Origin of the sequence: Ruegeria sp. HKCCD4884 (assembly GCF_013110855.1) — a bacterium.
GTDB lineage: Bacteria > Pseudomonadota > Alphaproteobacteria > Rhodobacterales > Rhodobacteraceae > Ruegeria.
In genome coordinates, this window is the sequence record NZ_WVRJ01000014.1 from 46,446 (window position 1) to 68,446 (window position 22,001).

Annotated in this window: 21 protein-coding genes; 1 reads left to right on the forward strand and 20 read right to left on the reverse strand. The window is 58.4% G+C overall.

Annotated elements, in window-relative coordinates:
* Window positions 1-80: 80 nt before the first annotated feature.
* From GS636_RS18185 to GS636_RS18280, 20 genes are all read right to left on the reverse strand, one after another.
* Window positions 81-977, reverse strand: a complete 897-nt coding sequence (locus GS636_RS18185) for an FAD:protein FMN transferase (protein ID WP_171671381.1) — start codon at window positions 975-977, stop codon at window positions 81-83.
* Window positions 974-1,489, reverse strand: coding sequence for a nitrous oxide reductase accessory protein NosL (locus GS636_RS18190; protein WP_171647289.1), 516 nt, complete (start codon window positions 1,487-1,489; stop codon window positions 974-976). The genes GS636_RS18185 and GS636_RS18190 overlap by 4 nt, the downstream gene beginning before the upstream one ends.
* Window positions 1,486-2,307, reverse strand: coding sequence for an ABC transporter permease (locus GS636_RS18195; protein ID WP_171671383.1), 822 nt, complete (start codon window positions 2,305-2,307; stop codon window positions 1,486-1,488). The genes GS636_RS18190 and GS636_RS18195 overlap by 4 nt, the downstream gene beginning before the upstream one ends.
* Window positions 2,304-3,197 (reverse strand): ABC transporter ATP-binding protein, encoded by an 894-nt coding sequence (locus tag GS636_RS18200; protein WP_171671385.1) that lies wholly within the window; start codon window positions 3,195-3,197, stop codon window positions 2,304-2,306. Before GS636_RS18200 ends, GS636_RS18195 begins: the two co-directional genes overlap by 4 nt.
* Entirely contained in the window at window positions 3,187-4,443 is a 1,257-nt protein-coding gene (locus tag GS636_RS18205) for a nitrous oxide reductase family maturation protein NosD (protein WP_171671388.1), read from the reverse strand. The genes GS636_RS18200 and GS636_RS18205 overlap by 11 nt, the downstream gene beginning before the upstream one ends.
* Window position 4,444: 1 nt before the next feature.
* Window positions 4,445-6,352, reverse strand: coding sequence for a TAT-dependent nitrous-oxide reductase (nosZ, locus tag GS636_RS18210; RefSeq protein WP_171671390.1), 1,908 nt, complete (start codon window positions 6,350-6,352; stop codon window positions 4,445-4,447).
* Between the two features lie 14 nt (window positions 6,353-6,366).
* A complete protein-coding gene (locus GS636_RS18215; protein ID WP_216602959.1) occupies window positions 6,367-8,490 on the reverse strand; it encodes a NosR/NirI family protein in 2,124 nt (707 codons plus the stop codon).
* Window positions 8,491-8,534: 44 nt separating this feature from the next.
* The gene (locus GS636_RS18220) at window positions 8,535-8,999 is read right to left on the reverse strand and encodes a DUF2946 family protein (protein ID WP_216602956.1); all 465 of its coding nucleotides are present in this window, start codon (window positions 8,997-8,999) and stop codon (window positions 8,535-8,537) included.
* Window positions 9,000-9,087: 88 nt separating this feature from the next.
* Window positions 9,088-9,351 (reverse strand): hypothetical protein, encoded by a 264-nt coding sequence (locus GS636_RS18225; RefSeq protein WP_171671396.1) that lies wholly within the window; start codon window positions 9,349-9,351, stop codon window positions 9,088-9,090.
* Entirely contained in the window at window positions 9,308-10,831 is a 1,524-nt protein-coding gene (locus tag GS636_RS18230) for a nitrite reductase (RefSeq protein WP_216602957.1), read from the reverse strand. Before GS636_RS18230 ends, GS636_RS18225 begins: the two co-directional genes overlap by 44 nt.
* Window positions 10,832-10,907: 76 nt before the next feature.
* A complete protein-coding gene (gene nirJ / locus GS636_RS18235; protein WP_171671398.1) occupies window positions 10,908-12,122 on the reverse strand; it encodes a heme d1 biosynthesis radical SAM protein NirJ in 1,215 nt (404 codons plus the stop codon).
* Window positions 12,123-12,125: 3 nt separating this feature from the next.
* Window positions 12,126-12,608: an AsnC family transcriptional regulator gene (locus tag GS636_RS18240; RefSeq protein WP_171671401.1), complete on the reverse strand. Its 483-nt coding sequence runs from the start codon at window positions 12,606-12,608 to the stop codon at window positions 12,126-12,128.
* The gene (locus GS636_RS18245) at window positions 12,605-13,054 is read right to left on the reverse strand and encodes an Lrp/AsnC family transcriptional regulator (protein WP_171185622.1); all 450 of its coding nucleotides are present in this window, start codon (window positions 13,052-13,054) and stop codon (window positions 12,605-12,607) included. The genes GS636_RS18240 and GS636_RS18245 overlap by 4 nt, the downstream gene beginning before the upstream one ends.
* Window positions 13,051-14,040 (reverse strand): AsnC family transcriptional regulator, encoded by a 990-nt coding sequence (locus tag GS636_RS18250; RefSeq protein WP_171671404.1) that lies wholly within the window; start codon window positions 14,038-14,040, stop codon window positions 13,051-13,053. The genes GS636_RS18245 and GS636_RS18250 overlap by 4 nt, the downstream gene beginning before the upstream one ends.
* A gap of 3 nt (window positions 14,041-14,043) precedes the next feature.
* The gene (locus GS636_RS18255) at window positions 14,044-15,189 is read right to left on the reverse strand and encodes a cytochrome D1 domain-containing protein (protein ID WP_171671406.1); all 1,146 of its coding nucleotides are present in this window, start codon (window positions 15,187-15,189) and stop codon (window positions 14,044-14,046) included.
* The gene (locus GS636_RS18260) at window positions 15,186-15,566 is read right to left on the reverse strand and encodes a cytochrome c (protein ID WP_253762878.1); all 381 of its coding nucleotides are present in this window, start codon (window positions 15,564-15,566) and stop codon (window positions 15,186-15,188) included. The genes GS636_RS18255 and GS636_RS18260 overlap by 4 nt, the downstream gene beginning before the upstream one ends.
* Complete coding sequence (cobA, locus tag GS636_RS18265) at window positions 15,559-16,320, reverse strand: uroporphyrinogen-III C-methyltransferase (protein WP_171671408.1); 762 nt, start codon at window positions 16,318-16,320, stop codon at window positions 15,559-15,561. The genes GS636_RS18260 and cobA overlap by 8 nt, the downstream gene beginning before the upstream one ends.
* Window positions 16,321-16,507: 187 nt before the next feature.
* Complete coding sequence (locus GS636_RS18270; RefSeq protein ID WP_171671411.1) at window positions 16,508-16,909, reverse strand: plastocyanin/azurin family copper-binding protein; 402 nt, start codon at window positions 16,907-16,909, stop codon at window positions 16,508-16,510.
* Window positions 16,910-16,963: 54 nt separating this feature from the next.
* Window positions 16,964-18,748, reverse strand: coding sequence for a NapC/NirT family cytochrome c (locus GS636_RS18275; RefSeq protein WP_171671414.1), 1,785 nt, complete (start codon window positions 18,746-18,748; stop codon window positions 16,964-16,966).
* A 124-nt stretch (window positions 18,749-18,872) separates the two neighbouring features.
* Window positions 18,873-20,549, reverse strand: a complete 1,677-nt coding sequence (locus GS636_RS18280; protein ID WP_171094602.1) for a cytochrome D1 domain-containing protein — start codon at window positions 20,547-20,549, stop codon at window positions 18,873-18,875.
* Window positions 20,550-20,793: 244 nt separating this feature from the next.
* On the opposite strand from GS636_RS18280, the gene GS636_RS18285 reads away from it, so the two are divergent.
* Window positions 20,794-21,990, forward strand: coding sequence for an NnrS family protein (locus GS636_RS18285; protein WP_171647278.1), 1,197 nt, complete (start codon window positions 20,794-20,796; stop codon window positions 21,988-21,990).
* The last annotated feature ends 11 nt before the right edge of the window (window positions 21,991-22,001 follow it).

Below are 22,001 nucleotides of genomic sequence, written 5' to 3' on the forward strand. Positions count from 1 at the left end.
CCCCATCGTGGTCGCGATTTGACCTAAGTCATATTTGTTCAGAAATTTTATTGATCACTTTGAGACTTGAAGGGGGATTTTCATGCGTCTAATTCGATCCGGGCGCCTGGAAACTGCCGCGCGATTTTGTTCGCTTGCCGGTATGGAGCGGCACAAAGTGCGGTCGATAGACCATCCGCCAGACTGGCGTCCGGGGCAGAAATCGAAACCGTCCTGTTGTCGCGCGCTGGCCCGTTTGGGGTGATGATGTGGCCAAGTCCAGGGCCCAGTTCTGAGCTTAAGGACGACGATGTGGCAACTGCACGGTTCTGCAACGAAATGCGTTTCAACACTCTTTGATCCGGTGCGGCGATACCGACGTTCCAGGGGGTGCCATCGCCTCGCGTGCCCAAAGCGGCGACCTCTCCCATGTTTACCAGAACATCGCGCAAACCAAATCCACGCAGAAGTGCTGCGATCCGATCTGTAATTGCGCCCTGTGCGATGCCGTTCAGCGTCAGCGCTGACTGACCGGGTACAGGCAGGCGCACTACTGAAGTATCGAAATAGACTTTTTCCCAACCGATTAGCTGTTGAACTTCATCCAGATTTTCAGAAGGGGGCTGCGTCGCCATTGCCGACCACAGAGGTTGTACGCTTGGATCAAACGCACCTTCCGAAGCCCGATGCAAAGCTGTGCATAAGCCCAGTACACTCAAAAACTCAGGAGCCGGTGCGTTCAGTACACCATGCCTGTTTAATTGGCAGATCTGCGAGTCAGGACGATAGAGGCTGAAGATGTCCTCTAACCGAGTTATCTCGGATTCCACGGCCTTAATGATTGGCGCAGCGTCGGTATGAGACAGTCCGACCAGCCGCAGACTTGCGGCGGCACCAAGTGCAGCTCCGTTCCACCGTGCATCCGACGCCAACGCCGGACCGGACAAAGAGCAGGCAGCTGAGATGAACAAAAACCGGCGGCGAGTCAGGGCAGTCATGCGGGTGTCTCCAGCGGTAGATCAAGATCAACAGGACCAAGCACTTCGGCATCCGGGATGTCTGGCAGGCTCATTGCCGCGCCGCCGTAAATAGTGATGAAAGATTCGGCGTCTGTAGGACGGGCAAACGGCACCACCTCTCGCGCACCCATGCCGCCAGCGACATTGGCGCCGACAACAAAGGTCGCACCATCTGCAGCGATCCAGTTCGAAATTCCGGGCTGACGCCAGCTTGGCGCGACGCCCATGTCGCTGACGTATACAGCCGTTATATCTGCATCACGTTCGGGGCTTTTGAGGTATGCCACCATATCACGCACCTGCGCAAAAAACAGTGGGGCGGGGTAGCCTTCCAGATGGATCTGACCTTTAGGACCGCCATGCTCGGCAATATTCATCTGGCAGAAAAAGCTCAGCGCGTCTGGGGTCAGATCAACCGGATTGGGGGCTTTCGCAACCTCTTCCTTGCAAGCCGCCAGCGCGACCAACGCGATTAGGGCGAGGTGTTTCATGGTTCAACCCTCCGAAATGCAAGCCGCGCAAGGGCGAAGGCCACCACGGGCCAGATCAGCAGTGACGCAGGTGCTGCCCAGACGGGAAGGGCCTGCGCAGCCCCGGTCATGCCGGATGCCATGGCCACGCCTTCGGTCGCGGCGATGTTCCACAGCCGGAATGCGTCGGCCGGGTTGGCCACCATCACCCATGGAAAGACGGATTGGGTGAAGCTGCTGCCCTTGTCCATGACGACAGCCCCCAACAGGCCCAGATCATAGAGGACGACAAAAACCAGCCAGAGCCCGGCCGACAGACCCGCCGCCGCCGTGGCCCCCTTTGCCAGGGCGGACAGCAGGTATCCCAGCGCCAGAAAGACAGCGCCCAGCAGGATGGATGTGAGGATCAGACGCGCCAGAGCCAATAGGCTGTCTGGCCCAGCGCCCCCAAAAAACGCGGCTACGGCGCCAGCGGTGCCGAAGCCTACGGCCATGGCAAAGGACAATGCGGCCAGATGTGCTGTGAACTTACCCAACAGGATTTCTCCGCGTCCTGCCGGGTAGGACAAAAGCAGCGACAGGCTGCCCCGGTCCACGTCGCCCGCAATGGCGTCGAACGAGATCATCAGCGCCAGCAAGGGGGCAAGATAGACCGACAGCGTAGTCATAGACGCGACCGAGACGGTCAGCATGTCAACGCCCAGTGTTCCGGTTGGAGCGCTGCCTGCGAAAGTCAGCGCCAAAGCGAACAGCACCATGATCAGTGTGGCGACCAGCAGCCAGCGGTTGCGGCGCAGGATCAGCATCTCGGTGCGGGTGATGGCGAGGAAACGGGTCATTGCAGTTCCTCCTGTGCGTAGTGACGATAGAGGTCTTCCAGTTTCGGCGGAGTCATCTCGACGTCCGCCACCGCGTCGCCCATGCCGGCGATGCGGCGCAGGGCTTCCATCTTGTCAGCCGGGGTACAGAGCAGTTCCACCGACGCGCCATTGATCCGGTTGCCGCCCAATTCGGCGGCCAAAGCATCGGCATTGGCACTGGCACGAACCTTCAGGCGGATCGGAAGACCAGCCAGCGCCGAAAGGTTGTTCAGCGTGTCGTCAACCACCATCCGGCCTTTGCGCATGATGGCGATGCGATCCGTGCGGGCCTCGACCTCGGTCAGTGCATGGGATGCGATCAACACGGCGGTGCCTTGTGCCGCCAGCTCGTCAATGATGGCATAAAGATCCTGTCGTGAGATCGGGTCCAAGCCGCTTGTCGGCTCATCCAGCAGCGCCACTTTCGGCTGGCCCAGCAGCACCTGCGCCAGACCCAGACGTTGCCGCATTCCTTTGGAATAAGCTCCGATCCGTCGGTCCAGCGCGTCGCTCAGGCCAACGCGTTCCAGAAGGCCGGGCACATCAGCTTTTGCGCCGGACAGTTTCGCAAACAGAGTCAGTTGCTCGCGGCCTGTCAGGGCCGGGTGAAACGACACTGCCTCGGGCAGATACGCCGTCTCGCGCCGCGCTTGGGCGCTACCGGGGGCGGCTTCTCCAATCCGGATTGTTCCACCGTTGATCGGCGTCAGGCCGAGGATGGATTTGATCAGAGTCGACTTGCCCGCGCCGTTGTGGCCGAGCAGCGCAACGCGCTGACCGGGGGCAAGAGACAGGGTGATATCGTCAAGAACGCGGGTTTTGCCTCGATCCTTGAGAACATGGTCAATCGTCAGGGCCTTATCCGTCATGAGGCACCTTTTTCATAGCTGGGGGTTCAGGGGCTTGCATCAGTGGATTGCTGTCCATCACACCCCCCGGCAGCAGTGCCGGGAAGGCCGATTGAGACCAGCGCACCAGCTGCACGGCGGGTGAGCCGAGCAACAATTTGGCTGCGGGTTGGGTCCACAGCACATGGTCCATCGAGTCATTGGGGCGATAAGGGGCATCGGCGATGCCGTTGCCATCCACATCATAGGCAGCGAAATCGGACCAGTAATTTCCGCGCCCGTCTTCAGACCACTCGACCCATTTGGTCGAGACGTATTTTACCTGCGTCCGGTTTCCGATGAAAGAATTGCCAACGATGCGGTTGCGCTCGCTGCCAGCGGTGAAATGGATGCCGATGCCGCATCCCTGGAACCAGTTGTCGGTGAATTCGTTCTTGTTGGAGTTATAGAGGAAGGTGCATTTTTCCTTGGCACCTTTCACCACATTGCCGGTGATGACGCTCTTGTTGGCATAGTTCAGCATCACGCCATGTTCGCGGTCGCCAATCGAGACGTTATTGGCCACGGTCACATTGGTCGTGAACATCACCGCATAGCCCAGATCGTTACCGATCGAGACATTGTCACTGACCACCGAATTGTCGGCATACATGTAATGCACGGCAAAACGCAGATCGCGGAACAGGTTGTCGGTGAAGGTGTTCTTCTTGGACGAGTTCACAAAGATCCCGTCGCGACCGTACCGGATGTCATTGTCTTCGACCCGCGCACCGGGCGCATTCCAGACATAAACCCCGTTGCCGCGGTCGTTCATACGCTGGTCTTGCCGTCCTTCGATCCGGTTACGCCGCACGATGCTGTCTTTCGCACCGTGGATGTCGATGCCATAGAGATTGCCCAGCAGCACATTGTCTTCAACCACCGGCGCGTAGGCCGTCTTGGTCAACTGGATGCCGCTGTCGATCCCGTCATGGTCCGAGCCCGATCCGATCACCGTCAGTCCGCGCACTGTCACGCCCGGCCCGGTCACGGTGATGACGCTGCCTTCGCCCTGACCGTCAATGGTGGCTTGTCCCAGCCCGTCAAGGGTAACGGGCCGGTCCAGAACCAGCGTTTCAGTATAAACACCGGGGCGCAGGCGGAGGGTATCTCCATCCGCCGCCTGCGCCAGTATCTCGTTGATGGCCCCCGCCCGGTTGGGCACATCCCAATCCGCCGCCCAAAGAGGCGAGCCGAGCAGGAGCGGTATGAGCAGGGACCAACGCATTTTATGCACTCCGGGGTTCAACAAACATCCGGCCGCGCATTTCCATATGCAGCGCGTGGCAGAACCACTGGCAATAGTACCAGTGCACACCTGGACGGTCGGCGATGAAGGTGACCGAGGCGGTGGCCTGCGGCCCGATCTCCATCGCGATGCCAAAGTTCGACAGACACAGCCCGTGGGTCACGTCGTCCACATCATCCAGGTTGGTGACATAGATCGTAACCTCGTCACCCTGTTTGACGGTGAACTTCTCCATGCTGAACACGGGTGCGGTCGAGGTCATGTAGACGCGGACCTTGTTGCCGTCCCGGATAGGTTCTTCGGCACCTTCGTCCAGATCGACACCATCTGCCTCGGCCTGTTTGCGGGCATCTTCCCACATCGGATCATTTCGATCCCAGACATTGACCGGGTTCACCTTGGACCGGTGCACGAGGATCGAGTCGTGCGGTTCCGCGAAGGTCGGGCCATCATGAACCACCTTCATCTTGTCACCTGAGATGTCGATCAACTGCTCGTTTTCCGGCTTCAGCGGACCTACGTTCAGGAAGCGGTCCTTCGAGAACTTGTTCATCGAAATCAGCCACTTGCCATCTGCTTCGGCGGTCTCACCCATCGATGTCGAGTTGTGGCCGGGCTGATACTGCACATCCACTTTGTCGAGGATCGGATCAACGTCCGAACCACCATAGGCTTCGATGGCCTTGGCGATGTCCCATTTCACCACCTGGCTGTCCAGGAACAGGGTGGTATAGGCGTTGCCCTTACCGTCGAACGCAGTGTGAAGCGGGCCAAGACCCAGCTGCGGTTCCGCAACGATGGCCGAGCGTGGATCAGCGTTGTCAGCAAACAGAGCGTCGACTTTTTCCACATCAATCACGGACACGGTCGGCGACAGTTTCCCGTTGATCATGATGTGTTTCTTGTCGGGTGCTGCGTTCACACCGTGTGGCGAGTTCGGTATCGGGATATAGCGGGTCAGGTTGCCACCGGCCTCTTTGCGCCCGTCCACGACCTTGACGCCGTTCAGTTCCTGATAGTTCCCGGCAGCCACAGCCTCTTCGATGCCTTTGAGGTTGAACACGACCACGTGGTCCAACTCGTTCTCGGTCATCTCGGCCAGGTTCATCCCCATTTCAGAGTTATATGAGGTCGAGAAGGCATATTTGCCCTGATAGTCGCAATCGGTGTTGTCGAGGTTACCAGAGACCATCACCTGCCATGCGATCTCCATCGTGTCGCCGTCAATGGCGGTGAAGATGTTCACGTATTGCGACGGATCGTCGAGGATCTGGCCGTCATTAACCAGCGGTGCTTCGTGCTCACCGTTAGCGAAGATGTAGCCGGTGCGCGGGTATTTCTGCGGGCGCAGGCCGTGGATGTCATGTGCGTTCGGGATCTCGATGATCTTGTCGCATTTCATCACGTCACAGCGCACACGGGCAACACGGGTGTTCGCCTTGTCGTTCATAAACAAATAGCGACCGTCATAGGTGCCATCGGTGAAAGACATATGCGGGTGGTGCAGGTCACCGTTGTCATAGGTGACCTTGCCGTTTGCGGCGAGGTATTCTTTGGTTTCAGGCAGCAAGCCTTCGGTCAAAATTTTCAGCGACTCGTTTGTCTGACCCCAGCCGGTGGCCGAGCAGCGGTTGAATACTGGCACCCGCATCAATTCACGCATCGAGGGCACGCCCAGAATGCGTAGTTCACCGGTCTGGCCCGAGGACCAGAAGCCATAATATTCGTCCAACTCGCCCGGTTCCAGATGCGCCTTGGCGGCAGCACTGGCTTCGCGCGCGGTCATCAGGGTTGATCCCAGACCGGTCCCGGCAATCACCGCGCCGGTGGCGGTTGCCCCCAGCATCCCGCGGCGTGTGATGTTCAGTTTCTTATCGTGTTCCGACATGATCGTTCCTCCTTTTAGGAAACGGTTTGCGGTTTGGCGTTCGGATGGTTCGCCGGTGGTTGCCCGAGGGGGGTCTTAGGTGTGACCGACCCTGTCTTGGCCCGCCGTTTCAATTGGCGGATAACGACGGGACATTTGTCCTCGGACTGGTAGAGCACCTGACAATGCAGGCAGGTGACGCACTCGTTCGGATTGATCTCACCAGTCGGGTGGATCGCCTGAACGGGGCATTCGTTGGCGCAGGTTTGACAGGGGCTGCCGCAGTCCTTGTAGCGGCGCAGCCAGTCGAACATGCGTATACGGGCGGGGATCGCCAGCGCCCCGCCCAGCGGGCAGAGGTAGCGGCAATAGAACCGTTCTATGAACAGCCCGATCCCCAGCAGAGCCAGCGCAAAGACCACAAATGGCCAATCGCGCATGAATTTCAGAATGATCGCGGTCTTGAACGGTTCGATCTCGGCATAGGTCTCGGCCAGCGGGATCGACACAAAGCTGAGGCCAAAGAGGCCAAGGAAGATCATGTATTTCGCGGGCCACAACCGTTCGTTCAGGCCCCAGGGCAGGGTCCATTGCGGGACCTTCAGCGCCCTCGCGATCTTGTTGGTGAGTTCCTGCAGCGCGCCGAACGGGCACAGCCAGCCGCAATAGGCCCCGCGCCCCCAAAACAGCAGCGCTGCGGCAACGGCGAACCATTGGATGAAGACCAGAGGATCGAGCAGGAAAGCATCCCAGCTGAAACCGGTGCGCAGGCTGCCTGCCAGCGCCATCAGGTTCACCACGCTCAGTTGCGCATTGGCGTACCAGCCGATGAAGAACAGCGTCATGGTCAGGTATCCGATGCGGAACCAGTAGAAGACGCGCGCGTTCATAGTGGCGTGGAACTGGAAGAAGAATGTCGCAGTCAGCACCAGAAGCATTGCACCCAGAACCGCGATCTCGATTGTGCGGTCCTTCCAGATGCGCTGCCACAGGGCAGCTTTGGCGGCAGCTTCGCCGGTGGCGTCATCGACCACCACGGGCGCGGCGACCGGCAGCAGGTACTGTTCCGGCAGCTTGTAGCCCAGGTCAAAGGTTAAGAACGTCTTTTCGACAGCACCAATCGCGCGCTGTACCAGCAGTTGAAGGCGGAACAGCTCAGCCGGATCAAACTCGGCATCAGCAGGGATTTTGAAGATATCCAGTTCAGTGAAACTCGGCGCATCCGACGCGGCAACTGTGCCCAAACGGCGCTGTTGCTTGTCAAAGAACCGAACCGAGCTGTCGCCCTGGATCAGCTGGATTCGGTCAAATATACCGCCCCGCACATAGCCTGAACCCTTGAAGCTGTAAGCTCCGCGACCCAGCACCAGAATGGCCTGCTCGCCTTCTTCCAGCCAGTTCACAAGGTTCTGGTATTCCGCCTCACCCAGCAGCGACTTGCCGATCGATGGGACCGAAACCAGCGCCATATGCATGTCGATGAAGGTGTCATCGGGTTCGCCCGGTTCTGGGCGTTTGATCGCCCTTTGATCGCCGGTTGCTTCAAACGCTGCGTTGACCTGCCCGATATCCAGCGTCAACCGCCGTACCGATCCGTCCCCGGACAGGGTGGTCCAGTCAAAGACCTCGTCCTGTGCCATATCGACTTCGCGTTTCGGCCCATCAGCTTGTAGCGGAGACAGCCCGCCCAACCCCAGCGCGCGCGCCACCTTAATGCCGCCGCGCACAAGGCTGTCGTCGATGACCATGATCGTGACCGTTGCGCCCGAGATGATGTCGAGGTCATGCCCCTCGCCACCGGTTTCGGCCTCGATCTTCAGGTCCAGACCGGCATAGCCTTCGGTCAGCTCGACCATGCGGGAATTGGGGATCCCGATCAGAACGATGGGTTCCGAATGCTTGACTAGTTGCACGCCAGTCAGCACCGCATTCTCATCGATACCGGCAACCACATGGATGGGTTTGCCGGAATACCCCGTCGTGCCCACAAAATCAGACGTCAGGAATGCCCAGGCAATGGTCTCGCCATCCTTCGTGATCGGCGCGACCGGAATGTCATCGCGCACCGGACCAAATGCATCGGCACCGGGGGCCAGATCGGCGGGTTCAATCTCGGGCAGGAAACTGGCCAGACTGTCGGCATGGGCGCTGATCGCCATCAGGCAGGACAGGGAGAAAGCCAGCAGAAAATGGATTGCGCGACTTACGACCACGGCGCACCTCCGATTATTTGGGTGGACGCCATGGACGCGCGCAGGGCGCGTTCAGATTCTTCTTCGGTCGCAAACGGGGGGCCTCGGGTTTCGGGCCACTGTCGTTTCGAGCTATAGTAGCTACACAGATCACCAATCCCAGGGCGTGCAATTTGCAGGGTGCGGTCCGCGACCAGCAGCGGAGTGTCGGGCACAGGTCCGGCCGTTGTTACCGCGCATAGTGCACAGTCGGCGCATTTCGGGCAGGGCGCGGTTGGATCGGTGCTTTCCTCCTCAAGGTCGACCTCAACCCAAACCGCGCCTGCCTCCGAGCAGATCTCCACCCACATGCTTTGTCCGGGACTCGCCAGCGCCGGAGCAAGCATTTGCAACAACAGAAGAAGGATGCCCGCCACTCCACATGCCGCACGCAAGACGCGGTCAGGGAGGATGTGGAGAAAGTGAAAGGCGGACATGGAGAATCCAACTCGGAAGTCTTTCCTGAACCGTATGGGATTCCGACTTGCCGATACTTGACTTTGGTTAGGCAGATAGATTCTTTGCTTACCTGTCTGCCTCGTCCATCAATCCGCGTACCCAGCGCCCAGCCAGCCATGTCGCTGGAATGCCCAAAGGGACGGACCACAGAAGTGCGGGAACAGGTTCAATTGCTCCAAACCCGGCGCTGTGTAAAATTAAACCCAGCAAAAACAGATTGATAGCCACGGTAAGCGCCGTGGCGGGATAAAGCAGAATGGCCAGCTTCCAAACCGGCCATTTGCCGTCAGTGGCTGGTGCCTTCCGAGAAGGTGATTTTGTTCCAGACATTGTACTTTCCAGACGGTTTGCGCATCGGCAGGCGGCGGACCTCTTCCAGCGTTTGCGCGTCATAGACGATCACCGCGCCATCATCTTCCCAGATCGAAACCAGCGCATGGCTGCCATCCTTGGTGAACTCCACATGAGCCACGGTTTTGCCTGGCGCGGGGCGCAGAGTTTTCACGATTTCAAGGCTCTGCTTGTCGATTACATGCATCGCATCCTTGTTCGGGCCAAAGAACACGTCGGCCCAGACATAAGGTGAGTTTTCATGACTGCGCATGAAGAACCCCGGTCCTTCCGTCTTGATCTGCTTGACGGTTTCCCAGCTTTCCATATCGATCACGGATACGGTGCCATCGGTCAGATGAGGGGTGGCCATCACGGTCGTATCGCCATACTTCCATGTAATACCGGACCCAAGATGCGGCATCCCCGGCAGGTCCAGATCGGCGACCTTGTGCCCGATCACCAGATCAATCACCTGACCGCCTTTGCCATCACGTGACGCCCCCATGACAAACTCATAGCTCTGGTCGAAAAAGAAATCGTCCAGATAGTCGGGCGTGGTGATCTTGCGCACGGGGAAGGGGTTGGGATTCTTGAACTGACCTTCAATGCGGAAATCATGCCCGATACCAAATTGTGGCGGGTTGGCCCCGTAGAACACCTCCCAAATTTCGGGCACGTCCTTCAGGGCCAAAACAAAGCTCTCCCGCGGTGGGGCCTGATAGACGGCAGACACCCTGCTGGGCACGCCTTTCTTGCTTTTGACTTCAATGACAGTGGCAACCGAGAGGTCCTCGGTCGACAGCAGGGTCAGGCTGTTGGGCAAGTAATTTGCAACGGCCACCCATTTTCCGTCGCCTGACATGGCGATGTTGCGACTGTTGAGGCCCGCGCGAACGCGCCCCACCTGTTTCAATGCCCAGATATCGTACTTCTGGACCCAGCCATCGCGGGACATGATGAAAACGTATCGGCCATCCGGGCTGAATTTTGGCCCGCCATGAACGGCAAAAGGGGTCTCGAACCGGTCCAGCACTTCAAACGTGTCGCCATCCAGAACACTGACGTGATGATCACCGGTCTCCACCGCCAGCGTGATGTTCATCGGGTCACTATCCCACACGGGTGTTTCGACCGGGGTATAATCCTCGTCCAGAATACGGCTGGCCATGATGTCAGCTTCACCCCATTCCGGGTCGCTCTCGAGCGGAGATTTTAGCCACCCCGCCAGTTCTTCGATCTGCAACGCGTCCAGCTCATGTGAAAACGCAGGCATCTGTGTCGCGGTGCGGCCCTCGGCGATCACCGCTGCAACCCGCGGCCCCCGCATCCGCTTTAACGTCTCGGGGATCAAAGCTGGCCCAACGCCGCCCAAGCGGTTCTCGCCATGGCATGACGCGCAGTGCTCAGCGTAATCCGCTGGCGCGTCGGCCCATGCCGAACCAGCCGTCAGAACGGAACACATCAGTCCGATCTTCATCTTTTTCCAAATACTCCCGCCGGAGGCTACAGAGCGCTCCACAGGTGGCACGATTTGCCGGAACAGGGACGGGTTATCAAAAGAACTGATGCGCCGGATCATAGCTTTTCCCCCGGAACGGCGTGACCTGCAGGCGCTCTCCTGCGTCATCCACGCCGATTTCTTCATTTGACAGGTAACAGGCCGGATCTTCGGCCCAGGGATCGCCTGTCAGTTGCAAGGCGCGAATGCGCGTGTTGCCACCGCAGACGTCCTTCAGCTCACACGCACCGCAGCGACCTTTCAGAGGGCGGGGGCGGGTCCGTAACATGTCCAGCATCGGGTCATTGCTGGTCCAAAGCTCTGAAAACGGCTTGGTTTTTACATTGCCGACCGTGTAATCGGACCAATATGTGTCCGGATGAACCCGACCGAGATTGTCGATATTGGCGACTCCCAACCCGCTGGAGTTTCCACCCCATGCGGCCAGATGCTCGCGGACATGGGCAGCTTTCTCGGCATCGAAATGCGCGCGGATCCAGTTCAGGAAATACCCTGCATCGGCGTCATTGTTGCCGGTCACGATATCCAACGGTCGCCCGCCTGACGCGGCCTCCCACGCGCGCTCCAACAGTAGTTCCAATCCCTTGCGTGTGCGCTGGTGTTCGGCGTCTTCGCCTCGGTTCTTGTCTCCCCGCCCAGCATAGACGAGGTGAGACAAATAGAACTTATCGACCCCTTCATCATCACAGAGCTTTAGCAAGTCAGGCAAGTGATGCTGCGTGCCTTCGGTCAGGCAGAACCGCAGGCCGACCTTGATGCCGCGCTTTTTACACTCTCGCACGCCGCGCAAGGCGTCGGCAAAAGCGCCCTCGACGCCACGAAACCAGTCATTCGTCGCTCCAATTCCATCCAGCGATATGCCGACGTAGTTGAAACCCACATCGGCAATCATGTCGGCGGTTTCATCATAAATCCGCGTACCGTTGGTCGACAAAGCCAGCATCGGCACCAGATCACGGGCACGTTTGGCGATGTCGAAGAAATCGAACCGGTCAAGCGGCTCCCCACCCGAGAGGATCAAGGCCGGGACGCGAAACTGGCCAAGATCCTCAAGGGTTACCATGGCTTGCTCATGGCTGAGCTCACCGGGGAACGCCACATCCGCCGAGACGGTATAGCAATGGCGGCATTTCAGGTTGCAGCGTCGCGTCAGGTTCCAGATCACCACAGGTTTCACTGGGCCAGGGCGGCGTTTGCGCACCGGTGTCGGGTTGACCAGTTGGTGCATGTATTCTGTCAGGCGGAACATGTCTCAGCCTTTCTTTTTCAGGCGCAGACCGGTCTTTTTCAGGATGCGCGTGGAATAGAGGATGTCCTTGGCCCGGCAGGCATCGCCCAGAATTGCAGCGATTTCGGCGCGCTTTTGTTCAACCTCATCAGGGTTGGCACCATGCACCATGGCAAACAAGTTATAGGGCCAGTCGGGCAGGGCGCGGGGCCGTTCATAACAATGGGTCACAAAGGGCAGGGCGCCGATCTGTGCACCCAACTTGGTGATGCTGGCATCGTCTACATCCCAAACAGTCATGCCGTTCGATGTCATGCCAAGTTTGTAGTGATTTGGGGCCGCAGCAATGCGACGGATCACACCGCGTGCTTTCAGGGCTGTCAGCCGTTCAAGCAGATCGGTTTCCTGAAGCCCAAGATCCTTGGCAACCTGCGCATACGGGGTCGGCGACAAGGGTAAGCCCCCTTGCAACGCCTCGATAATCTGTCTGTCGGTTGCATCGATCATGCTGCCACCCGGAAGCCAATGAAAAATTCCTGGAGTTTGGGGAAACGGAGAACATCGATCCCCGTTTCCCGTTCGATGGCATCGGCGGCGGCCTCGATCCCCTCAGGTGTTTCGGTGGCCAGCACGAACCACATGTTCAGCCGGTGCGTACGTTCATAATTATGGGCGACCTCAGGGTGCGCATTGACTTTGGTCAGGACGGTTTCGAAATTTTCAGTCGGAACAGCCATGGCGCACAAGCAGAAGGCCCCGCCCATGGCGGCTGCGTCGAAAAACGGGCCAAAGCGCGTGATAACGCGGTCTTTCTTCAGCCGTGTCAGACGCTCCAGCAGCTCGGTTTCGGACAGGCCAAGCTCGTCGGCCACTGCCGCAAAAGGATGAGAGGTGAGCGGCAGATCGTCCTGCATCCGGTTCAGGATCGCGCGGTCTTTGTCGTCCAGAGTCATGCGGCAACCTCCCGCGCTTGAATCAAGGCTCCGGTCTGCTTGAAGCAACGGGTCGAAAACAGCACCTTGTTCCGCGCGCCAGCCAGTTCGGGCAGCTCCATTGCACCGGCCAGCACGTCCATAGCCTCGTTCCGGGTCCGGGCGTGGATCATCGAATAGAGGCGATAGGGCCAGACATCTTCAACCGGATTGCGCTCATAACACAGCGTGACACCGGGATAGGCGGCCAGCGCCGGACCGGCAGTGTCAATTTGTTCCGCAGGCAAGTCCCAAACAACCATCGCATTGGCAGACCAACCCAGTGCCCGGTGGCGCACGATAACGCCGAGCCGAGAAATGATACCGGCAGTGTGCAAGGCGGCGATCCGTGCCATCACGTCATCCACGTTCCGGTTCAAGGAACGGGCCAGAGCCTCATAGGGCTCTGCGACCAGTGAAAGGCCCGAGCTGAGTGTCTGCAGCAAACAACGATCCCCATCGCGCATGGCTGATGCGTCTACTTTGCGCGCACTAGGAACGTTCTTGGCGCCAGCAGTCATGCGAAACCCAAGGTCCACGTTGAACGGTCGGACCAGACGCAGATCCAGCACCCGCAACCCCGAGGTCCGGCTGATCCGGGCCAGTGTCTCGTTGACATGTTCGCGGTCCGGGCCTGTTGCGACAAACCAGAGGTTCCAGGCATCTTCACGCTGATAATTGTGGTTCACCCCAGGTTCGGCATCGATCAGGGCGGCAACTTCTTCCAACCGACTTTCCGGTGCGGATACAGCCGCCAAAGTGCTCGCTGTGACTGCGCCGGGCGTGATGGTTGCGCCAACCCGCGTGATGCGGCCGGTGGCACGCATCCGGGTCAGACGGTCAAGTACTTCGGTTTCGTCCAGCCCCAGTGCGTCTCCCAGCACTTGAAATGGGCGCTCTGTGATCGGGAAATCGCGCTGAAAGTCGTCCAACAGGCGGCAATCAATCGGGTCGGTGATATGCTGCATCCATCAAAGCCCCGTTTTGTGCGCGCGGGCCGTGAAGAAGATGCCCGAAGGGCTGTCGGCGTCGATTTCGCGCAATTTCTCAAACGTTTGCGTGTCGTAGACCATCACCTTGTTGGCGTCGCGCACGCTGATCCAGACTTCATGCCCGCGTGGTGTGAATTCCATATGCAGTACCGCAGGGCCGGGCTTGAATTCGTGAATGATCTCTTTGCTGACGCTATCGATCACTTGAATGGTGTCGTTCAGCGGGTGGGCGAAATTGACCCAAACCTGTCGCCCGTCCGGGCGCGCCATGGCAAAAACCGGCTGGCCGTGCGTTTTGGTGCGCCCGGTTTCGGACAAAGTGTCGGCATCGACCCAGAGCACCTCGTGATGACCAACCGCGGGTAGTACGAATTCGCGCCCCGTCAGTGCCCAGCCTTCCAGATGGGGCATCTTGTAGACCGGCATTTCCTCTTGCCCGCGCCCATAATCAGGCAGCACACGGATGGGTTCCGGGTTGTCGGCCCACAGATCAAGTGCGGTCAGGCCGTCTTCGCCAAACAGGCCGGTGATATAGGTGCGGCCATTGGCGGTGATCAGCGCGTCATAGGGGTTCTTGCCCATGTCAGGTATCTTGGTGATCGCGGGTTCGCCTTCGGCGAAGTTGGCAATCCAGGTCTCGCCTGTATCCCACATTGTGAAGACAAACCGACGTCCCGGCGCGTCCACAAGACCGATGGTTTTGCTGTCGGTGGGGATGTCCGCAACCATTTCCAACGTGTCAGCATCAAACACCCGCACACCACCGGGCTCATAATTCGACACGGCAACAAGTGTACCGTCGTCCGAGATGGCACCGCCAATGGCGTTCCCCGCTTGAACAACGCGGTTCACGATCTGGTGGGTGACGATGTCAACCTTGGTCAGCCCGCCGTCACGGCCAAAGACATAGGCAAAGCGTTCATCAGGCGAATAGACCAGCGAGGCATGGGACAAATCGCCCAAACCTTCGATACGAGCCAGAGATGCCCGGTCCGATTGATCGACCAACAGTACCGATCCCTTGGCGCGTTCGATCACAAGACCAAGATCGCCGGTCGCTGTGGGTTCGGCGTGTGCGGTGGTCAACATCAGTGAGGCTGCAAGGCCGAGTATGAGGTGTTTCATTGTGCCTCCTGTTCCAGCAGGTAGCGAGCAATCCATTCGGCCTCTTCCTCGCTGATCAGAGGTCGCCATGGGGGCATCGCGGTGTCTGGGATGCCGTCAAGTATGACGCCGGTCAGGACGTCCGCATCATAATGTTCCAACGTCTCGCTGCGCAGATCGGGGCCGAGACCGCCTTTAAGCGACAAACCGTGGCAAGATCCGCAATCCTGATGGACAAGGCGTTTCAGGGCGTTGGGGTCGAGGGTGTCAGCGGCGAAGGCGGATGTTGCGATGAGCACAGCCGTTGTCAGCAACACCGACGGCACCGAATGCCGTCGCGCGACAGGGCGCTGTGCACCGCATCCTGCCGCAACTGTTCTGCGTCCCAGCTTAGCCATTGGCTTGCTCCAAAAGCTCGGCCACGGGCCGTTCGGCATAAAGCGATACGACCTTGCCAATTATAAAGAGCGTGGGTGCTTTTAACCCGGCCTCGCGCACGTCAGTGGCTAATTGGTCCAACCGAGATACCATGCGGCTTTCATCCGGTGTGGTCGCTTTGCCGACGGCAAGAACCGGGGTAGACCCCGGCAGATTTTCCGTCATCAGACCCATGGCGATCTGGCCTATGTTGGCGACACCCATATAGACCACCAGCGTCGAGTCCGGATCGGCTAGACGTTTCCAGTCGAGGTCCAGCACCTTGTCGGCCTGACGGTGCCCGGTGACATACTGCACCGAGGTCGCCAGACCGCGATGGGTCAGTGGAACGCCGGTAGAAGCGGACGCACCCTGTGCCGCCGTAATGCCCGGCGCATATTCGACAGCGACACCGTGGGCCATCAGATAAGCGGCCTCCTCTGAGCCGCGGCCAAATATCATCGGATCGCCGCCTTTGAGACGGGCAACCGTGTGACCCGCACTGGCCTCTTCCAGCAGAATTTCGTTGATGCGGTCTTGTGGAGCCGTGTGGCATTTAGGTGCTTTGCCAACCGGGATCAGCCGTGCCCCCTCGGTGTGCAAATTTAGAATGTCGGCAGACACCAGCCGATCATAGACCACTACATCTGCTTCTTGCAGCATCCGCAATGCGCGCAGGGTCATCAGCTCGGGATCGCCAGGGCCTGCGCCAATCAGAAAAACCTTACCGCTCATGTGCAAACTCGCTTGGTCTGAATGTCATCGAAACCCGGATCAGCCTTGCGTAAACGGGACGTCGCTGGGCCTGCCGGGCGTGTCATGAGAGCAAGGTGGCGCAATCGCAAACCGACCTCCTTGACATAAGTTAAGGAGCGCGGGATTTGCGCCCGCGCTCCTGTTTTCTTGCCTGTATTTTATTGCTTTAGGGTTCGACGGTGATCATTCCGATCATGTTCTGTGTTTCCCAATGCGGGCCGCACAAATATTCCTGCGGGCCGGGTGTGAGAAACGTCAGGTCGACTGTTTCCTCAGGGAACAAACGGTCGCTTTCGGGTTCGCTGCCGTTTTTCAAAAGAACCGAATGGCTGGTGCGTTTGTCGACATTCACCCAGCGGACAGTTGTGCCTGCCTTCACGGTCAGCTCAAACGGGCAGAAATTATATTTATACATCAGCACCACTTCGGCATCCTCGACGGCGGATGAAGGCTGACCAAACAGCTCGACATAACGGTCTTCCGCCTTGGCACACAGTTCGGCGGTTTCATCCGCCCAGGCGGGCGCGGCCAGAAACAGCAGCGCGGGAAGAAGGCGTTGGGGTTTCATAGTCCATGTCTCCCTTCCAAAGTGACGGGGGCCGGATGACCCGGCCCCGATCCGTTATTGTTTGACCACGTTGATGAATGCACTGTCATCGTCCAGCGCGAGACTGGTGTTCAGCGTCACATGGTGGAACCGGGCAGCGCTGAAGTCGTCGTGGATCGCAAAGCCAACGGTATAAGTCTGGCCTGCTTCCAGCGGTACATCACCGGGCGCGCCAGAGTTAAGCGGGCGAGTGAAGACCACCGTCCACATACCGCCGGACAATTCAGCCGACGCGGCGATTTCACCGTCATTGACCACGCGCTGTTCCAGCAGATAGCCGTTAGTGGCGCTGCCATCTGCATAGACGCGCATCAGGTCAAGATAGGTGCCATCGGCCAGATACTGCTCGATCTGTTCCGCAGCCTGCAGCTTGTCCCAACCGCCCAGTGCCTTGCCACGTCGACCTTTGATTTCGACATCCGTGCGGCTTTCGCTGATGTATTTGGTCACAGTGTCCTGCGTATTTAGACGGCCAGCTACGTCACCATTGGCGGCGATTGCCTCGGCACCGGGATCAAACGGCATATACGAGTTGTCCGCGTGGCAAGACGCCCAGCAGCCCACTTGTTCGCCCAACTCGATACCTGTGCCGGTGATCATCATGGCGACTTTGATCTGGTTGTCGGGATCCATCTTGCCGCCGTCGACAAACGGGGCGGGGTTGTGGCCCGCATCCGGCCATTGCAGGCGGATATACAGGTTTTCGTCGTCATGCGCCGCCTGAACAGTTGCGTCAATCACACCGCGTTTTCCGGGGATCGGTGTTGGTTCAAGGTCGCCGCCTGCAACGATCTTGTTGCCGATCGCGTCCAGTTCCTTAGCGTGGCATGTGGTGCACTGATCGCCACCTTTGGTCAGAGGCCGCGCCCCGCCGTGGAACTTGCCGTTCTGTACCCACTCAAACGAAGCCTGACCGGGATAGAACAGTTTCAGATCTGCACTGGCAACCGCGTTCCAGTCGATGTTGGTTGCGATTTCTCCACCACCGCCTGAAGGGGCCGCGGCTTCTTCTCCAGCTGCTTTGGCGCGTTCTTCTGCGACAGCAGCGTCAACAGCGGCTGCGATCTGAGCCTGAACGGCCTCTTGCTGCGCTTTTTTGGCAGCTTTTTCTGCTTCGGCTTCAGCGGCTTCCTGGGCTTCAATCTTCTCGAGGCTTGCCAGATACTCGGCGGGGATCTCACGAATGAATGCTGGGTTTGGGGCTTCAAGCTCTTCCAAATATTCCTCGTCAGCCCGATCACGGGCGTCCGAATGCGCAATCCCCTTGTGACAGTCGATACAGGTTTGACCGACCGTCATTGCGTTCAGGTGCTGCTGACGCGCGCGGGGTTTCTGAAACTCGGGCATCATCGATTCAAAATCGTGACAGTTGCGGCATTCGCGCGAGTCGGTGGCTTTCATCCGTTCCCATTCGTTCATGGCCAGATGAACGCGTTTGGCCTCGAACTTCTCGCGGGTGTTGATGGATCCGACCATCTTGCCATACAGCTCTCTGGACGCCTTTATCTTGCGGATCATCTTGTGGGTCCAGTCCTTGGGCACGTGGCAGTCTGAACAGACAGCCCCTACGCCGGACCGGTTCACATCGTGGATCGTGCCGGTGTATTCCTCGTAGACGAAATCGCGCATCTCGTGGCACGAGACGCAGAATTCCTTGGTGTTTGTGGCTTCCATGGCGGTGTTGAACCCACCCCAGAAGATGATACCGGCAGCAAAGGCTGCGGCAATGCCGGCCACGGGCATCCCCCATAGGAAATACCGGCGCCAGATCGGTGGTTTTTTATCAGGTTCGGAGGTCATTTCCGGGCTCCGTCTTGGCTGTCTTGACTGGCGCGGCGTGTCAGGCCGACGCGTTTAACAGATGGGGAAAACGAAGAAAGGGCGGGCGAGGGGCCCGCCCTTTCTGGTTCTAGTGTCAAACCCGTCAGGTGACGTGGTTCGACCGGTTGTAGACGTTGAACTTGCCGGTGGGCGCAAACAGTCCCTTCACGCGACCGATCTCTTCCAGCGTCTTGGCGTCGAAGATCACAATCTCACCGTTTGGTTCTTTCGAGGTCGAACGGTTCCACTTGGAAACCCAGACCTCGGACCCATCCTGGTTGAACTCGAAGTGGACGGCGACGTTGCCTTCCTCTTCAGTGATCTGGATCGTTTTCACGATCTCACCGGTTGCCTTGTCTATGACCTGCACCGATTGCTGGATCTCAGGCTCGGGGTGCTTGGTCTGGTCAGCCCAGATGTAGTCTGATTCCGGGTGTGTCCGGATGAACAGACCGGGTCCGTCAGTTTCGACTTCGTAGCAGACCTTCCAGGCATCATCCGGGCGACCTTCAGGGTCGTTGCTCCAAACGGTCACGGTGCCTTCGCCCAAGTGGGTTGTACCGGCAACAGGGCCGCAGTTCGGGTCATCCCAGTTGGCGCCCGGGCCTGGGTGCGGCAGCGGCGCGGTGTCGATCAGAGCTTCCAGCTTGTGGGTTTCGGTATCGACCACAACCATCTTGTTCGACGCGTTTGCGGCGATCTGGAAGTAACGGCCGGTCGGGTCAAAGAACCCGTCATGCAGGAACTTGGCGCTGTCGATCTTGTCGATCCGCAGGTTTTCCAGATCGGTATAATCGACCTGCCACAACTGACCCAGTTCTTTCACGGCAACGATCCAGGTGGGTTCGTTTGGAGTGGTGTAGATCGCAGCCACGCGGGCCTCTTCCACATAGTCCCCATCGACGTTGTAGCCGCGGGTCGAGACAACCTTCTTAGGCTCCATGGTTTCAGCGTCGACAATGGCGAAGTGCGGCGGCCAATAGGCCCCACCGATCACGTATTTACCGTCGCCCGAAACGGCCACATCGCGGGCGTCATAGCCAATGGTCACTTCGGCCACCAACATGTTCTCGGGGTTCTGCCACAGGTCGATCTTGGTCATCTTGCCGTCGCGACCCATCGTGTACCAGAAGCGGCCCGGGTTTTCGGGTTCTTCCAGTTTATGATGTTCGGAGGCTTTCAGAACGTGCACGGCGTAACCCGTCGGGATGTGCGCCAGAACTTCCTTTGTGTCACCGTCGATCACAGCCACTTTGCCCACGTCACGCTCGATGACCACGAAGAAGTTTTCCCAGTTGCGGCCATGTAGTGGCTCGGTCGGGTAGTCCTCGGGTTCGACATAGACCTTGCGTGTCGCCATCATCTGTTCAAGCGACATTTCCGGTGGCTGGGGCGGCTCCATCTGGATGTAGGTCGCCATATCGCGGATTTCTTCTTCGGACATAACGTCCGAGAAGTTGTTCATCCCGCCTTCGGTCCCCCAGGCGATGATCTTTTCAAGCCGTTCCTGACCCAGTTTCAGGGTGCCGGATTCGGTTACGGTACCGTCGGCGTTTTTGGTTTCCACCAATGGCTCAAGGCTTTTACCTGTCGCCCCTTTGCGCAGCACGCCGTGACAGCCGGCGCAGCGTTCAAAGTACAGTTGTTTGGATGATTCAAAGGCTTCCTTGCTGAGAGTTGGCTCTTCGGCGAAGGTTGGAGCAGCGACGCTGCCCAACAACATTGCCAATCCGACCCCCAATGCGCGGCCAGTTTTGTTGTAGCTGATTCCAAGTGACATGATCACTCTCCATTTGCGTGGTGAGGCAAGGCAGAGACTGAGCCATCACGGAGATGTCATCCTTGACCAAAGTCAACGGAAGGGGCGCAAACTGAGACTTAAAGGCAATAATTCAACTGTTGAAACACCAATAAAACTTGAGAATTTCGCACATGTTTAAGCGAGGCTTGATTTCGGTTAAGGCCGCGTAAGACCCGCCGCGATAGAGCTTGCGTAACCACTGGTGAGGCTATGGAGAGCGGTCATGGCATCTGTGATAAAACGCGTTTTCAGTGAGGGATTTCGTGTCTTTTTCCTCTTGGCGGGTCTTTATGGTGTGTTCGCAGGGTTAGCTTGGGGCGCATGGTTGGCTTCGCTGGACGGTCTGTTGCCATTTTGGGATCAAAGCTATGCCATGCCACCGGTTATGTGGCACGCCCATGAAATGATATTTGGCTATGCGACAGCGGCCTTGGGTGGGTTTTTCCTGACCGCTGTTCCAAATTGGACCGGTGCCCCCGAGGCGCGGGCACGCTTTATTACTGTTGTCGCGTTTCTCTGGATTGCCGGGCGGGTGGCCGTCTGGTTTTCAGGTTCATTGTCGCCCTTGCTCGTGGCCTTTTTGGATTTGATTTTTGTGCCAATTCTGGCACTAAAAGTTGCGAGTCAGTTGATCCGTCGACCCAAGCCGCAAAACATCGTGTTTGTGTATCTTCTGGGTTTGATCTGGATCGCCAACCTGATGGTCCATCTGGAATGGATCGGAGCAACAACTGATACCTTGAACACAGGGGTCCGGGCAGGGTTGCTTGCTCTTTGCTCGATGATCGCGATTCTGGGCGGTCGGATCACACCAGCTTTTACCCGCAATGCAATGAAACGCGCGGGTCAGCCAGAGGCGTCCTGGCCTGTTTCGGTGCCGCAGCTAGACAAGGCGGCGATGTTTCTGGCGCTGCTTCTGCCTTTGCTTGTGCTGACGCTGCAAACAAGTCCAGTGGCAGGTGTTGTTGCTCTGGTGTTGGGCTGCGTGCAACTATCGCGCATGGCCCGTTGGAGAGCACGATGGGCTATGCGCCAGCCAATCCTTCTGGCTTTGTTTTTAGGTCTCGGAATGTTGGCTCTTGGACTGATTCTTTGGGGGCTGGCAGCTATTGGGTTTGGCAACGAGGTTGGCGCGATTCACCTGCTAGGGATCGGTTGCGTGGGCGGCATGACCCTCGCGGTCATGAGCCGCGCTGCTCTGGGTCACAGTGGCCGCCCGCTTGTTGCACCGTCTCCGATGGTGATTGCTTATGGGTTGATGGCCGCTGCGGCTTTGGTGCGTTGGTTGGGGTCAGAGCTGACAGGCGGCTATATGACCGCCATGTTGATGGCTGACGGCCTTTGGATTGCAGCGGTTGGGCTGTATGTCTTCGCAATGTGGCCTGCTTTGACAGGACCTCGGGTGGCAAAGGCGCTTTGAGCCCAACTGGC